At 42.6% G+C, this 15,124-nt stretch carries 16 protein-coding genes; 15 read left to right on the top strand and 1 reads right to left on the bottom strand.

Features of this window, described 5'->3' with window-relative positions:
• Window positions 1-33 precede the first annotated feature (33 nt).
• The 4 genes from ACNJYY_RS12870 to ACNJYY_RS12855 all read left to right on the top strand — a co-directional run bounded on the left by ACNJYY_RS12870 (window position 34) and on the right by ACNJYY_RS12855 (window position 3,088).
• Window positions 34-801: a menaquinol-cytochrome c reductase cytochrome b/c subunit gene (locus tag ACNJYY_RS12870; RefSeq protein ID WP_144699398.1), complete on the top strand. Its 768-nt coding sequence runs from the start codon at window positions 34-36 to the stop codon at window positions 799-801.
• A gap of 66 nt (window positions 802-867) precedes the next feature.
• Window positions 868-1,434: a DUF1405 domain-containing protein gene (locus ACNJYY_RS12865; RefSeq protein WP_416728829.1), complete on the top strand. Its 567-nt coding sequence runs from the start codon at window positions 868-870 to the stop codon at window positions 1,432-1,434.
• Window positions 1,435-1,519: 85 nt separating this feature from the next.
• Window positions 1,520-2,314, top strand: coding sequence for a sporulation protein YpjB (locus tag ACNJYY_RS12860; protein ID WP_416728828.1), 795 nt, complete (start codon window positions 1,520-1,522; stop codon window positions 2,312-2,314).
• Between the two features lie 93 nt (window positions 2,315-2,407).
• Window positions 2,408-3,088, top strand: coding sequence for a zinc metallopeptidase (locus ACNJYY_RS12855; protein WP_137789062.1), 681 nt, complete (start codon window positions 2,408-2,410; stop codon window positions 3,086-3,088).
• 47 nt (window positions 3,089-3,135) lie between these two features.
• Here ACNJYY_RS12855 and ACNJYY_RS12850 read toward each other — a convergent pair whose 3' ends face one another.
• Entirely contained in the window at window positions 3,136-4,008 is an 873-nt protein-coding gene (locus tag ACNJYY_RS12850) for a YitT family protein (protein WP_191753988.1), read from the bottom strand.
• A 142-nt stretch (window positions 4,009-4,150) separates the two neighbouring features.
• Here ACNJYY_RS12850 and ACNJYY_RS12845 point away from each other — a divergent pair, with 142 nt between their 5' ends.
• The 11 genes from ACNJYY_RS12845 (at window position 4,151) to dinG (ending at window position 15,101) form a co-directional block, all read left to right on the top strand.
• The gene (locus ACNJYY_RS12845; protein ID WP_416728827.1) at window positions 4,151-4,495 is read left to right on the top strand and encodes a nucleotide pyrophosphohydrolase; all 345 of its coding nucleotides are present in this window, start codon (window positions 4,151-4,153) and stop codon (window positions 4,493-4,495) included.
• Window positions 4,488-5,291, top strand: a complete 804-nt coding sequence (gene dapB, locus ACNJYY_RS12840; protein ID WP_416728826.1) for a 4-hydroxy-tetrahydrodipicolinate reductase — start codon at window positions 4,488-4,490, stop codon at window positions 5,289-5,291. Before ACNJYY_RS12845 ends, dapB begins: the two co-directional genes overlap by 8 nt.
• 11 nt (window positions 5,292-5,302) lie before the next feature.
• Window positions 5,303-5,719, top strand: a complete 417-nt coding sequence (mgsA, locus tag ACNJYY_RS12835; RefSeq protein WP_144699408.1) for a methylglyoxal synthase — start codon at window positions 5,303-5,305, stop codon at window positions 5,717-5,719.
• Window positions 5,716-6,408, top strand: coding sequence for a bacillithiol biosynthesis deacetylase BshB1 (gene bshB1 / locus ACNJYY_RS12830; RefSeq protein WP_416728825.1), 693 nt, complete (start codon window positions 5,716-5,718; stop codon window positions 6,406-6,408). The genes mgsA and bshB1 overlap by 4 nt, the downstream gene beginning before the upstream one ends.
• 11 nt (window positions 6,409-6,419) lie before the next feature.
• Window positions 6,420-7,559 carry an N-acetyl-alpha-D-glucosaminyl L-malate synthase BshA gene (gene bshA, locus ACNJYY_RS12825; RefSeq protein WP_416728824.1) on the top strand — a complete coding sequence of 380 codons (1,140 nt, stop codon included), beginning with the start codon at window positions 6,420-6,422 and terminating at the stop codon, window positions 7,557-7,559.
• The gene (locus ACNJYY_RS12820; protein WP_416728823.1) at window positions 7,556-8,737 is read left to right on the top strand and encodes a CCA tRNA nucleotidyltransferase; all 1,182 of its coding nucleotides are present in this window, start codon (window positions 7,556-7,558) and stop codon (window positions 8,735-8,737) included. The genes bshA and ACNJYY_RS12820 overlap by 4 nt, the downstream gene beginning before the upstream one ends.
• Complete coding sequence (locus ACNJYY_RS12815) at window positions 8,725-9,711, top strand: biotin--[acetyl-CoA-carboxylase] ligase (RefSeq protein ID WP_416728822.1); 987 nt, start codon at window positions 8,725-8,727, stop codon at window positions 9,709-9,711. Before ACNJYY_RS12820 ends, ACNJYY_RS12815 begins: the two co-directional genes overlap by 13 nt.
• Before the next feature lie 454 nt (window positions 9,712-10,165).
• The gene (gene panB, locus ACNJYY_RS12810) at window positions 10,166-11,005 is read left to right on the top strand and encodes a 3-methyl-2-oxobutanoate hydroxymethyltransferase (protein ID WP_416731866.1); all 840 of its coding nucleotides are present in this window, start codon (window positions 10,166-10,168) and stop codon (window positions 11,003-11,005) included.
• Window positions 11,002-11,886, top strand: coding sequence for a pantoate--beta-alanine ligase (gene panC / locus ACNJYY_RS12805; RefSeq protein ID WP_416728821.1), 885 nt, complete (start codon window positions 11,002-11,004; stop codon window positions 11,884-11,886). Before panB ends, panC begins: the two co-directional genes overlap by 4 nt.
• Window positions 11,871-12,254 carry an aspartate 1-decarboxylase gene (panD, locus tag ACNJYY_RS12800; RefSeq protein WP_416728820.1) on the top strand — a complete coding sequence of 128 codons (384 nt, stop codon included), beginning with the start codon at window positions 11,871-11,873 and terminating at the stop codon, window positions 12,252-12,254. Before panC ends, panD begins: the two co-directional genes overlap by 16 nt.
• 39 nt (window positions 12,255-12,293) lie before the next feature.
• Window positions 12,294-15,101: an ATP-dependent DNA helicase DinG gene (dinG, locus tag ACNJYY_RS12795; RefSeq protein WP_416731865.1), complete on the top strand. Its 2,808-nt coding sequence runs from the start codon at window positions 12,294-12,296 to the stop codon at window positions 15,099-15,101.
• Window positions 15,102-15,124 lie beyond the last annotated feature (23 nt).

Genomic DNA, 15,124 nt, shown 5'->3' with positions numbered 1-15,124 from the left:
TAAAAGTTTCATAAGAGCAAAGGAGGGAAATATATGCATCGCGGTAAAGGAATGAAGTTTGTCGGTGACTCACGTGTCCCTGCTGAGCGCAAGCCGAATATTCCTAAAGACTATTCGGAGTTTCCGGGAAAAACGGAAGCGTTCTGGCCAAACTTTCTTTTAAAAGAATGGATGGTAGGAGCCGTATTCTTGATCGGATACCTCATACTAACAATCGTCCATGAATCTCCTTTGGAGAAAAAAGCAGATCCTACCGATGCTGGATATATTCCTCTACCAGACTGGTACTTCCTATTTTTATACCAGCTTCTGAAGTACAAGTATGCGGCAGGGGATTATGTTCTTATCGGTACTGTTATTATACCGGGTCTAGCATTTGGTGCGTTAATGCTTGCGCCATTCTTAGACAAAGGGTTGGAGCGACGTCCTTCTAAACGTCCAATCGCAACTGGATTAATGTTATTAGGTTTGATCTCTGTTACATATTTAACATGGGAATCTGTTGTGACGCACGATTGGGAAAAAGCGAAGACTCAAGGTAAGATCGTTGATGTAAGTTTTGATGAAAACGACCCTGGCTACAAGATCTACCAACAGCAGAGCTGCGTAGGCTGCCATGGTAACACGTTATCAGGTGGAGCATCAGGACCTTCATTGATCGGTACAGGATTGAAGCCTGAAGAAATCATGAAGATCGCAAAAGAAGGTAAGCCGCCAGGCATGCCGCCGAATGCGTTTAAAGGTTCTGATGATGAGCTAAAACAATTAGCAGAATTCATCTCAAAACTAGAACAAAAGTAAATGGTAGAAGCCGGCTCGGTATGGGCCGGCTTTTTTTCTGAACTTAGAAAAAAGGAGTATGTGATTATGTCCTGGATTCGAACGATCATCATGGATCGAATGTTTTTACTAGCACTTCTTTTAATCAACATACTAGGCACGATCTATGGCTATTATTGGTACCTGTATCAGCTGCAAGAGACACCTTGGTACTTTTTGCCGTTCGTCCCCGATAGTCCGACGGCCTCTTTGTTTTTTGTTTTTGTTATCATCGGGTTTTTGAGGGATAAACAGAATGGTGTGATCGAAGCATTGGCTGTTGCGACGCTTTTTAAGTATGGCATATGGGCTGTTGGAATGAATCTTGGTGGTGCTCTTGTTGGAACGCCTCTTGATCTGATTAACTACATGCTGATCTTTTCACACCTTGGCATGGCTGTTCAAGGGCTGCTTTATGCTCCGTTCTATAAGATCAAGGGTTGGCACGTAACGCTTGCTGCTCTTGTCCTTTTTCATAACGAGATCATCGACTATGTGTTTGATATGATGCCGAGATATGACATTCTTGACCCGTATCAAGATATGATCGGATACTTAACCTTTTGGTTGTCTGCACTTTCAATCTTCATTGTTTGGAAAATGAGAAAAGCATAAAGCACACTCCCAATCCTTAATTATAGGTCTATCCTTGTCCCAGTTCTCATACGTTTTAAGTATAAGGGTACAGGAGGGACAACGGATGAGAAGGTTTGGATGGGCATTGATGGTTCTTTGTATGGTTTTTGGACTTGCTTTGCCAGCACTTGCGTCAAATCATACAGAAACGAAGGATTGGTCTGAGATCAATGAACTAACGAGTGAGATCTGGGAGCTTGGTAAGATAGAACGGTATGAAGAAGCTGCTGGTGTGCTGCAGTTTACTTCCGCCAACATCATTCATATAGAAGATGTCTTGTCTTTGAGACCGGAACAGAAGCGTCTCGTTGAATATACGTTCAGAGATGCTGTGTCTACTCTTCAGAATCCCGAATGGTCAAAAGAAAAAAAGCTGAACAAGCTTACAGAGGTTCGACTATTAGTGGATGCCCTTCAGACTGATTATGAACCGTTATGGAAAAAAACAGGGCTGATGATGCTTGAGCCTTTTATTACGATGGAAAAAGAAATCAGTGAGGATGATTCAGTCGCCTTTCATCAAGCGGCTAACCTTTTACTCGAGCGGTACGAAACGGTCAGACCGGCACTCATGGTCGACCTGAAAGATGAAGATCTTCAAAAGCTTGATGAACACGTTTCTTACGTAGATACGAACCGCAGTCAAATACTTAGAGATACTGCTCATCAAAAACAGCTTGAGACAGCGGCTGCTGACTTTGAAGCACTGTTCTTCGCGAAAAAAGATAACTCAGAACCGTCACTCTTTTGGCTAATATTTTCAATCGGTGGAATCATATCATCAACACTAGCTTACGTAGGATGGAGAAAATACAAAGGTGATCAGCAGGATGAGTTGCGAGTGCCGGATAAACGGTAATGGGTCATGAGTCATGCGTATTCTTTGACAAACTGTGAGCTGAAAACGTAAAATGAGAGTATCAAAAGCTTTTTATATGGAGGAATGCCAACGATGGGTGGATTTTTAATCTACTTCGCAATTTTGCTTATCGTTCCAATCTGGGCTCAGATGCGAGTGAAAAGCACGTACAAAAAGTATTCAAAAGTGAGTAACAGCACAGGTAAGACGGGTGCAGAAGTTGCCAGAGAGATCTTAGACCAAAATGGACTTTACAGTGTTCAAGTAGAGCCAGTCAGAGGGATGTTATCTGATCATTACGACCCTCGCAGCAAAGTAGTTCGTTTATCTGAAGATAACTATTACGGAAGTTCGATTGCAGGTGCAGCGGTTGCAGCCCATGAAGTGGGGCATGCGATTCAAGATGCAGAAGGATATGCGTTCTTACGCTTCAGACATGCGCTCGTTCCTGTAGCTAACATCGGATCTAACTTTTCGTTTCTATTGATTCTTGGTGGTATGCTTTTAAGCTCTATGAACATGTTCCTTCTAGGGATCATCTTCATGTCAGTAGCTGTATTGTTCCAGTTCGTTACTCTGCCGGTAGAGTTCAATGCAAGCTCTCGTGCGATGGACCAGATCGTTTCGACGGGTCTTATCCGTAACAACGAAGAGCGAGGAGCACGTAAAGTACTAAACGCTGCTGCCTTAACTTATGTAGCTGGTGCACTAGTAGCGTTACTAGAACTTGCACGATTCATCTTCATGTTCTTAGGGATGAACCAAGACGATTAATATGATACTAACAACAAAGCTCCCGATACATAATCGGGAGCTTTTTTCTATCTGCCTATCGGATTCTTATCTGCATCTAGAGTGAAACCTTCGCCGATCACTTCATGGACGTCATTTACCGTAACAAAAGCATGCGGATCGATGCGCTCGATCACTTGCTTGATGCGGACGATTTCGTTCTTAGCGATAACGCAGTAAAGTACTTCACGAATATTTCCTGTAAAAGAACCTTTACCGTTTAAGATGGTCGCACCACGGTCCAATTCTTTGATGATGTCTGCTGCGATCTCTGTATTTTTATCAGAAAAGATCATGACGGCTTTGCCAGCATAAGCGCCTTCTTGCATAAAGTCGATCACACGTGCACCGATGAATACAGCAACGAGTGTGTACATCGCTTCTTTATAGTTTAAATATACCAACGAGATAACGATAACCACGAAATCAAAGATGAACATCGTCTTACCCATGCTCCAGCCTAAAAATTTATGACCGAGTCTCGCGATGATATCCACACCGCCAGTCGTTCCACCAAAGCGAAAGATGATTCCTAGTCCGACTCCGATAAAAACACCAGCAAATAATGCAGCGAGTGTCATGTCCTCTTTAAGGTTGATCGTAACGAATGAGAAACGCTGAAAGATAAACAAAAATACCGATACGGCAACTGTTCCGATGATCGTATAGATGAAAGCGTTTCTGCCAAGCAGCTTCCAGCCGACAAAGAACAAAGGAATGTTGAGTGCCAGGTTAGAATAAGAAGGATCGATTGAAAAAAGAAAATAGAGAATCAGCGTGATCCCTGTAAATCCACCTTCTGCTAAATTGTTCGTCATATTAAAGTGAACGATTCCGAACGAAAAGATGGCGGCACCTAGTAAGATGAATAAAATATTTTTTAGTTTGATTGGATAAGTCATAGGAGGCCTACTTTCTACAAAAATACTGAGGTTGTTTTTAGTCATGCCTTCCTATTATAAGCGAAATTTCATGAAATTTGTCAAACAGAAAAAATACCGATAACATAAAGAAGACTAATATTGAATGAGGAGTGTCAACATCATGGCCAATCGTACATTAAAAGAGAGTCAGGACGTTGTAGATCAATACATATCACAGTTTAAAGAAGGCTATTTCAGTCCTTTAGCTATGCTTGCACGATTAACAGAAGAATTAGGTGAACTTGCCCGTGAAGTGAATCATCACTATGGAGAGAAACCGAAGAAATCTACAGAGGATAAGAAGTCGGTCGAAGAAGAGCTTGGAGATATGTTCTTTGTTTTGATCTGTCTTGCGAATTCCTTGAATATAGATCTAGATGATGCGTTGAAAACCGTTATGCATAAGTTTGAAACACGTGACAAAGACAGATGGACAAAAAAAGAAGGAGAGACTACTCATGAATAATATTCGTATCATACTTGCAGGACCACGAGGAAAGATGGGTCATGAAGCTTTGAAGATGATCGAGGAAACTCCTCATTTTGAACTTGTGGCAGCTGTAGATTCAAAGAATGACGGTCTTCAAGTAAAAGATCTGCCAGGTGCACCGCGATCTATGGAGGCACCAGTGTATGATGATATGGAAAACTGCCTTGCTTCTATTGCAGCGGATGTCGTTGTTGATCTTACACGACCAGATATCGGCAAAAAACATCTTGAACTGGCTCTAAAGCATGGTCTGCGCACGGTGATCGGAACAACCGGATTTTCAAATGAAGATCTCGAGCGGCTAAAAGCGTTAGCTGAGGAAAAACAAACAGGTGCGATCATCGCGCCAAACTTTGCGATCGGTGCGATCTTAATGATGAAGTTTTCTCAAATGGCAGCGAAATATTTTCCGGATATCGAGATCATCGAAAAGCATCATGATCAAAAGCTGGATGCGCCTTCAGGAACAGCATTAAAAACAGCACAACTGATCACAGAAGTGCGAGAAGAAAAGAGACAAGGTCATCCTGATGAAAGAGAAGATCTTAAAGGAGCACGAGGCGCTGAACTAGAAGGGATCCGTATTCATAGTGTAAGATTACCTGGACTGGTCGCACACCAAGAAGTCATCTTCGGTGGTGAGGGTCAAGTCTTGACGATCCGTCATGATTCTATGAACAGAACTTCATTCATGCCAGGGGTCCGACTTGCAGTAGAAAGTGTAATGAACATTGAAGGTCTTGTATACGGCCTTGAAAATATTATGGAATAAGAGGGGATACTATGAAAATAGCTCTTATTGCGCACGATAAGAAAAAGAACGATATGATCAATTTTACCGTCGCATACGCACCGATCTTAAAGGATCATACACTGTTTGCGACAGGAACAACAGGATTTAAAATAAACGAAGCGACGGGGCTTGATATCAAACGTTTTCAATCGGGTCCACTAGGAGGCGATCAGCAGATCGGAGCGTTGATCGCTGAAAACGATCTTGATCTTGTACTGTTCTTTAGAGATCCTTTGACCGCACAGCCTCATGAGCCTGACGTATCAGCACTGATGCGTTTATGTGATGTGTATCAGATTCCGCTTGCAACGAACTTGGCATCAGCAGAGCTTTTTATTCGTTCACTTGAACGAGGAGATCTCGATTGGAGAAAAATAATAGATGAAAGAGAGTCAGAGAAAAAATGACCTTAGAAAGCTGGCTTGCTTTTGGCGCACATTCAGATGATGTCGAGATCGGCATGGGTGCGACGATTAAAGCAGAAACAGAGAGAGGACGTAACGTGATCATCTGCGACTTAACAGAAGCAGAACTGTCATCGAACGGTACCGTCGACATCCGAAAAAAAGAGGCTGAAAGAGCAGCAGAACTTTTAGGCGTAAATACAAGAAGTAATTTACAGCTGCCTGACCGTGGACTATACATGCAAGAAGACTATATTTTAAAGCTCGTGTCCGTGATTCGTGAGCATAAGCCGCAATATGTTTTCGCTCCCTATTGGGTCGATCGGCATCCAGACCACGGAAACTGCGCACGTCTCGTAAAAGAAGCAGTCTTTTCTGCTGGCATAAAAAATATTCAAGATCCGAAACTTCTGCCTTCACACAAAGTAAAAAATATATTTTATTACATGATCAACAGTGCAAAGAGACCACAGCTCTTTGTCGATGTAACGGGGTCTTATAAAGCGAAGATCGAGGCACTGAAAGCTTATCCGTCTCAGTTTGTGAAAACACTGGATAGCATCGATACACCGCTGACGAATGGTTACATCGAACGTGTGGAATCCCGCGACAAACTGTTTGGTCTTGAAGCTGGTGTCAGTTATGCAGAAGGGTTCATTCCCGAACAAACGTATATAACTAACCATCTATAAGGAGAAAGTCTATGAAGTTAAAAATCGGCATCACCTGTTATCCGACCGTAGGCGGATCAGGGGTGGTTGCGACAGAACTAGGAAAACTATTAGCTGAAAAAGGACACGAGATTCATTTTATTACATCAAGTGTTCCTTTTCGTCTAGGAAAATTTTATCCCAACATCTTCTTTCATGAAGTAGAAGTAAACCATTATTCTGTGTTTAAATATCCGCCATATGATCTAGCTTTAGCGAGCAAGATGGCAGAAGTGGCAAAACGAGAAAAGCTTGATCTTCTTCATGTTCATTATGCTGTTCCTCATGCCGTTTGTGCGGTATTGGCCAAACAGATGCTTAACGATGAGATGAAGATCGTTACAACCTTACATGGAACAGACATTACGGTACTCGGCTACGATCCTTCACTTAGTGAAATGATCAAGTTCGGTATCGAGAAATCGGATGTCGTCACATCGGTTTCACATCAACTGAAAGCAGATACGTTAAAGTTGTTGAATATCAACAAAGATATCATCCCTGTACATAACTTTGTAGATGAAAGAGTGTATTACAGAAGAAGCAACAATGCTGAATTAAGACAAACGTACGGAATTGATGAGAACGAAAAAGTCATCGTTCATATCTCGAATTTTAGAAAAGTAAAAAGGTTAGAAGATGTGATCAAGTCGTTCGCTCTCATCCGAAAAGAGCTTACTTCAAAGCTATTGTTGATCGGAAACGGTCCGGAATTAACAACGGCATGCGAACTTGTGCGTGAGCTCGATATTGAAGATGATGTGTTGTTCTTGGGCAAACAAGAGAATGTCGGCGAACTGTTCTCTATCTGCGATCTGAAGCTCCTTCTTTCTGAAAAAGAAAGCTTTGGGCTCGTACTTCTAGAAGCGATGGCATGCGGTGTACCTGTTATCGGAACCAATATCGGTGGAATTCCAGAGGTGATCGTTGATGGCGAGACTGGTTATATGGTGGAGCTAGGGTCTCCAGAATCAGTAGCCGAAAAAGCGATAGCTCTGCTACAGGATGAAGAAAAATTAATGGCGTTCAGAGAAAATTCCGTTAGACATGTAAAAGAGAACTTCTTATCTGACAAAATCGTCTCGATCTATGAAGATATTTATTATTCGTTGATAGAGGATCGTTCAGTATGAACGAGATGTTCGAAAACGCATTGCCGGTATTAAAGAGGTTGGAAGAAGAAGGCTTCAGCGCTTATTTTGTTGGAGGTTGTGTACGAGACCTCTTACTTCAGCGTCACATCAAAGATATCGATATTGCGAGTTCTGCTAGACCAGAAGACGTTCAGCGAATATTTCCTAAGACCATTCCGGTCGGTATCGAACACGGAACGGTTATCGTGAGACACGATTCTGTGTCTTATGAAGTTACAACGTTCAGAAAAGAAGATGAGTATAAGGATTATAGAAGACCGTCAAAAGTGTGGTTTGTCGATGACCTGAAAGAAGATCTCTCTAGAAGAGATTTCACCTTCAATGCAATGGCCATGGATACTTCTTTTCAGTTGATCGATCATTTTGGAGGGCGTGAAGATCTAAAGAAAGAGCAGATTCGGACTGTTGGAGATCCGAATCTGCGCTTTTCAGAAGATCCTCTTCGTATCATGAGAGCATGCCGGTTTATGAGTGTATTTAACATGGCGATCGAAAAAAAGACCATTGATGCGATCAAAGAAAAAGCTCATTTGCTAAAGCGTATCTCTACAGAACGAATTTCTATCGAATTTATCAAACTGCTTCAAGGTGAACAAGCGGGTGATGTTCTCGAATTTATGAAGAAAACCTCTGTTTTAAATCATTTGCCTACCGAGCTGAAAGAAAAACAGAACGAACTTTTTAAGGATTTCTATTGGAACACGCTAGAATCCGATGAACAACGATGGACAGCGATCTTGTTATTATCGGATATAAGTGATGGCAGAGCGTTCTTAAAAAGTTGGAAACTTCCAAATCATAAGATTAAAAAAGTGGAAGAGTTAAAGTCCGCTTATGAGATTGATGCTTGGAGCCAGATGGATTTGTACCGCTATGGCTTAGAGACGGCTTTATCAAGCATCACGTTAAAAAGTGCGATGAAACAGAAAGACTATGCTGACCTGAAAGAACAGCTTCATCAGCGATATTGCGAGATACCGATCACATCTAGAAAAGATATTCCACTAGATGGTGAGGATATTTTAGAGATCACTAATCGTGAACCAGGCATCTGGTTAGGAAAGCTTTTAGAAGAGATGGAGAAAAAAATCGTTGACGGTGATCTAACACTCAACACATCCACACTAAAGGATTGGGTAAAAAGGTGGGAGCCATGATGAAAGAAGCATTGTTGCACATGCTTACAGAGCAAGAAGGAAAGTTTGTTTCAGGTCAAGAGATCTCAAACAGACTGGATTGTTCGAGAACGGCGATCTGGAAACACATATCAGAACTGCGTAAGAACGGGTATACGATCGAAGCTGTACAAAAAAGAGGATATCGATTGATCACATCTCCTGATGCAGTAACAGCAGAAGAAGTGTCACTTTACACGGGTGACGGAACATTCGGTAAGAAGATCACGTACAGAGAATCAGTAAATAGTACACAAGAGATCGCCCATGCTCTTGCAAGAGATGGTGCGGTTGAAGGAAGCATTGTACTTGCCGATGAACAGACAGGTGGGAGAGGAAGGTTAGGAAGAGCATGGCAATCTCCTAAAGGAACAGGTGTTTGGATGAGCTTGATCTTAAAGCCTAACATTCCTCTGCAAAAAGCTCCACAGCTAACATTGCTGATAGCGGTAGCTGTTTCAAAAGCGATCGAAAAAGTATCAGGTATTGAAGCAGCGATCAAATGGCCGAACGACATTTTGATCAGCGGTAAAAAATCAGCTGGTATCTTAACAGAACTTCAAGCTGAAGCTGATTCCATTCATTCGGTCATCGTCGGCATCGGGATCAACGTGAATCAAGAACGACACCACTTTTCTGATGAGATCAGTGAGATCGCTACAAGTCTAGCCATTGAAGGCGGACAAACATACAAGCGAGCTGAAGTGATTGGTGTGCTTCTTCAAGAGATCGAAACGCTATACCATCAATATTTGGAGAACGGTTTTGGTGTGATCAAGCTGTTATGGGAATCTCGTGCGTTCAGTTTAGGAAAACGAATCACAGCAAGATCGATAACAGGAGCGATCACAGGTTATGCAAAAGGGATTACTGAAGAAGGTGTTTTGCTGTTAGAAGACGATCATGGCGTCGTTCACTCCATCTATTCAGCTGATATCGAATTTCCTTCTACTTAAGGAAAGTCCGTGATAAAATAATGTTGTAGGCGGTATCCATGTGGAACTGCACTAATTTTGTCTAGTTTTAACCACAAACCTTATATCTGCCTAGATCCAAATTTAGGACCGGGACAGAGGGAGCAAACAATAAAAGTCTAGGATTTTTCCTATGCCTTCTTCCTCTATTGGAAAGAAGGTTTTTTTGCACTTCTGGCCCTGTTAGAGGCATTTTCTATTATGCTTTGTTGCTTTTGAGAGATGTTGATTTCCGCTCCAGGTTGCTCGCTTTCCGCGGGGCGACCGGTGAGCCCCTTGCCGCTTCGCGCCATTAAGGGTCTCACCTGACCGCTCGTCCCGCAGGAGTCGGCAACCTTGCGCTTCAATCAACTAGTCAATGATGAGAAAGAACAAATGGCATTAAAGCAACAATCTGCATTAGAAGAAGTCAAAATAAAAACAGGGAGGCTTTATGATGAAAACTACTAAAAGTTTTCTTAAGATGAAGAGAGATGGCGAAAAGATCACGATGGTAACGGCTTATGATTATCCGACTGCCGTTATCTGTGAAAAAGCGGAGATGGATCTTTTGTTAGTCGGAGATTCTCTTGGCATGGTCGTGCTTGGCTATGATTCAACGATTCCTGTGACGATGGAAGATATGATCCATCACACGAAAGCGGTAAAGCGCGGCGCGCCCAACACGTTTATCGTAACGGATATGCCGTTTATGACGTATCACGGTTCGATCGATGAAACGTTGAACAACGCACGAAGAATTCTTCAAGAAAGCGGTGCTTCTGCAGTCAAGGTAGAAGGCGGCAAACAGATCGTTCAGACTGTTGAACGGTTGACTGACGCTGGAGTTCCTGTCATGGGACATCTCGGCCTCACACCGCAGATGGTCGGTGTGATGGGCGGTTATGGTGTTCAAGGAAAAGAAGAAAGAGATGCAGAGCGACTGATCGAAGAGAGTCTGTTGCTTGAAAAAGCTGGGGCGTTCGCGATCGTTTTAGAATGCGTTCCGCAGCAGTTGGCTGAGATCGTAACAAAAAAATTAAGAATTCCTGTTATCGGAATCGGTGCTGGTAAACATACAGATGGGCAGGTCCTCGTCTACCACGATATGATCGGCTACGGTTTTCATCATGTACCAAAGTTTGTGAAAACGTATGGAAACGTGAAGGATGTCATGGTAGAAGGACTTTTGAAATATAAAGAAGACGTTAGGACAGAGCAGTTTCCAGAAGAAAGCCACAGCTTTAATATGAAAGCTGAAACGCTTCATTCTCTGTACGGAGGAGTTCAATCGTGAAACAGATCAATTCTATAAAAGACATGCAAAAACGGATCGCTGATGAAAAAAGAGCTGGAAAGATAATAGGATTCGTACCAACGATGGGATATCTGCATGATGGCCACTTATCCTTGATCGAACGTGCGAAGAAAGAATCTGATGTGATCGTTGTCAGCATCTTTGTTAATCCGCTGCAATTCGGGCCAAACGAAGATTTTGACAGATATCCCCGGGATCTTGAAAGCGATCAGAAATTAGCGTTAAAAGCGGGAGCAGATATGTTATTTTTCCCAGATACGAAAGAGATGTACCCCCAAGAATCAATCGTTACGATTTCTGTAAACAAACGAGTGGATGCGCTATGTGGGGAAAGCCGAATAGGACATTTCGACGGTGTGGCGACAGTATTAACGAAGCTTTTTCATATCGTTTCGCCCGATTACGCTTATTTTGGATTGAAAGACGCGCAGCAAGTGGCTGTTATTGAAGGTCTTGTTGAAGACTTTAACTTCCCGATAAAGGTGATCGGATGTGAGACGAAGCGTGAGGCTGATGGACTTGCGATGAGTTCTAGAAACATCTATCTGTCTGACAGTGAAAGACAAGAAGCGGTTCATCTTAGTGAATCTCTAATAAAAGCGAAAAAATGGCTTTTAGAGGGTGATAGTGGTGAGACCGAACAAAAGATGATAAAATACTTGGAGGAACATACGAGCGGTGTTGTAGATTATTGCAAGATTCTTTCGTATCCTGAACTTCTTCCTCCTGCACCCCAATCGAAAAAGTTGATCATTGCTGTAGCTGTAAAATTCAGCAAAGCACGCTTGATTGATAATGTCATCTTAGACAACATTTTAAGCAGAGAAGAAAGCGAGGAAGAAACATGTTCCGTACGTTAATGAAAGGCAAGATCCACCGTGCCACGGTGACTGAATCTAATTTAAACTATGTTGGCAGCATCACGATCGATGAAGATATTTTGGATGCTGTTGATATGATTCCGAACGAAAAAGTTCAGATTGTAAATAATAATAATGGTGCACGTTTTGAAACGTATATTATCCCTGGTAAACGAGGATCTGGTGTGATGTGCTTGAATGGCGCTGCAGCACGTCTCGTGCAAGAAGGGGATGTTGTTATTGTTATTTCCTACGGAATGTATGATGAGACCGAAGCAAGACATCATGTACCGAAAGTTGCGATTATGGATAAGAGCAATCGTGTACAAGAGATGCTCGGAGTTGAACCTGAGGCTACTATTTATTGATTCGATATAAACCAGCCACAGGGGAATGAGGTGAAGGCTATGACACGGCGATTTGTCGTTATCGATTTTGAAACAACAGGAAATTCAGCAGCAAAAGGAGACCGAATTATCCAGATCGGAGCGGTCGCCGTTGAGGCAGGACAGATAACGGACAGATTCTCGACGTTCATCCAGCCAGGCGTTCCCATCCCCCCATTTATTGAGCAATTGACGGGCATCAACGATGAAATGGTGAAAGATGCCCCGTTGTTTGAAGAAGTGGCACCAAAGCTCCTTCAGATGTTGGAAGGAGCTTATTTTGTTGCGCATAATGTTATGTTTGATTATTCGTTTCTGCAAGGTGAACTAGACCATGCTGGCTATTCGCGGCTATCCATGCCGCTGATCGATACGGTTGAGATGTCAAGACTGCTTCTTTTAGGAGCAGACGGCTACCAGCTAGGGATGCTTGCAGATTATTTAGGGTTAGAACACCTTAACCCGCATCAAGCTGACAGTGATGCAGAAGTAACGGCAAGACTTTTGATTCATCTACTAGAAAAGCTAGAAAATCTTCCGCTCGCAACACTTGAGAGGCTCACACCTTTTCTAAAGAAACTTCAAAGTTCTTTAGAAAGCATCGTAGGTGATATGATCGCGGAAAAGTCAGCTTTTTTAGCTGATGAAGAGACATATGATTTTTACCGAAAGCTTGCTCTAAAAAAGAGACCGGATTTCGTACAATCTTCAGACGATGATTTTACAGAGTTTAAAGACGAAGAAGTTCATGATCAGCTGCAGCAGCATATGCAGCATTATGAAGTGCGGAAAAGTCAAGAGAGAATGGTCGAACTCGTGGACGAGGCACTTCATACGAATCAGCACCTTGTGATTGAAGCGGGAACCGGTGTAGGAAAATCGCTCGGTTATCTCATACCGGGTATTCGGCATGCGAAGGAAAAAGACCGGCCGCTTGTCGTTTCTACACACACCGTCCAGCTTCAGCAACAGCTGTTAGAACGCGATGTTCCACTGTTGAAAAGAATTATGCCGTTTGATTTTACAGCGACTCTTCTTAAAGGAAGAAATCATTATCTATGTTTAAGAAAATTTGAACATACGCTGATGGATCATCACGATGACAACTACGATATGAATTTCACAAAAGCGCAACTCATCGTCTGGCTTACAGAAACGGAAACAGGGGATGTAGAAGAACTTTCGATGGCGTCAGGCGGAAAGCTGTTTTGGAACACGGTCAAAAGTGATGCCAATTCTTGCTTGAACCATAGATGTCCTTGGTTCTCCAGATGTTATTATCACAAGCAGCGGAGAGCCGCTCATGAATCAGATCTTGTGATCACGAACCATGCTTTGTTGTTTACTGACTTAAAGTCTGATAATCAACTGCTGCCCGCTTATAAAGAAGTTGTCTTGGATGAGGCGCATCATGTAGAAGAAGTTGTGAGCGATCATTTTGGAAAAGAGACGGATTATTTTTCATTCGTTAAGCTCTTAGATCGTCTATCGCAGACGGATGGAGACGGAATGATGAATACGTTTAAGGAGATCTGTGATCTTCTTGAGGTTCCAAAATACGAACATCATCTCGCCAATTGGGATACGCTTTTTTCTGATGTGAAGAATGAGCTTGATGAGATTTTCAAACAGATCAAGAACATCTGTTTACGCAAAGCAAAATCATCTCGTTCCACAGAGTTAACGAAATTAACGCTACGTTATACAAAACAGGATATCGAAGCTGCCGCTTGGGAACCAGTTTTAGAGATGGAAGCACGCGCACGTCAGTTTATGGGTGATCTTGTGAAACCTGTAAAACGTGTTTTGAAGAGCTTTGATCAGTACGAAGAACATCTAACAGTCCAGCAAAAAGGGTTCTTAGTCGATCTAGAAGGCATCTTAAACGATCTGCAAGATGAGATGACAGATCTTCATCACTTATTGTCTTGCCCGTTATCTGAAGAAGTATACTGGATGGAAGCAGAATCAAAAGGTCCGAGACATGCAGTTACACTCTTTGCGAAGCCGGTTGAGATCGATCAGATTCTAGCTGATAAGTTCTTTGGTAAGAAGAGCTCGGTCGTGCTCACTTCTGCGACGATGAGTGTGAAAAACAGTTTCCGTTATTTGAGTGAGAGACTTGGACTTTTAGACTTTGGTCCGATCAGCGCACAGCTGCCTTCACCATTTCAATATGAACAACAAGCGAAGCTGATGGTGCCAACTGACATTCCGCTCATTAATGAAGTGGATCAAAAAACGTTCGTTAAAAAAATCTCGTCTTCTCTGTACGAGATCGCGAAAGTAACGAAAGGACGCATGCTCGTTCTGTTTACTTCGTACGAGATGTTAAGAGAGACACATGGAGCGTTTAAAAGTTTGATGGATGCCGAAGAGTTCGTATTGATCGCACAAGGCGTTGACTCTGGAAGCCGGGCGCGTCTCACAAAGAACTTCCAGCGATTTGATAACAGCATACTGTTCGGGACGAACAGTTTTTGGGAGGGAATCGATATTCCAGGTGACGATCTTTCCTGCCTCGTGATCATCCGACTTCCGTTTACACCGCCAGATCAGCCTGTGATGGCCGCGAAAAGTGAGAAATTGAAAGCAGAAGGCGGAAATCCGTTCTATGACCTTTCTCTTCCGCAAGCGATCATACGCTTTAAGCAAGGATTCGGCCGTTTGGTAAGAAGCAGTCGAGATAAAGGTGCCGTGTTCGTGTTCGACCGAAGAATGATCGAGACAAGATACGGAAAATCCTTCATTCAATCGCTGCCAAAGCTGCCGGTATCGATCAAACCGATCGATGAACTCGTATCAGAACTGGATGATTGGATGGAATAAAATGAAAGAAGAAGCAGATTTTT

The organism is Fictibacillus tiangongensis (assembly GCF_048083785.1).
In the GTDB taxonomy this organism is placed as follows: Bacteria; Bacillota; Bacilli; order Bacillales; family Fictibacillaceae; genus Fictibacillus.
The sequence above is the reverse complement of the archived record's forward strand: the minus strand, read 5'-3'. Positions and strand labels throughout refer to the sequence as shown.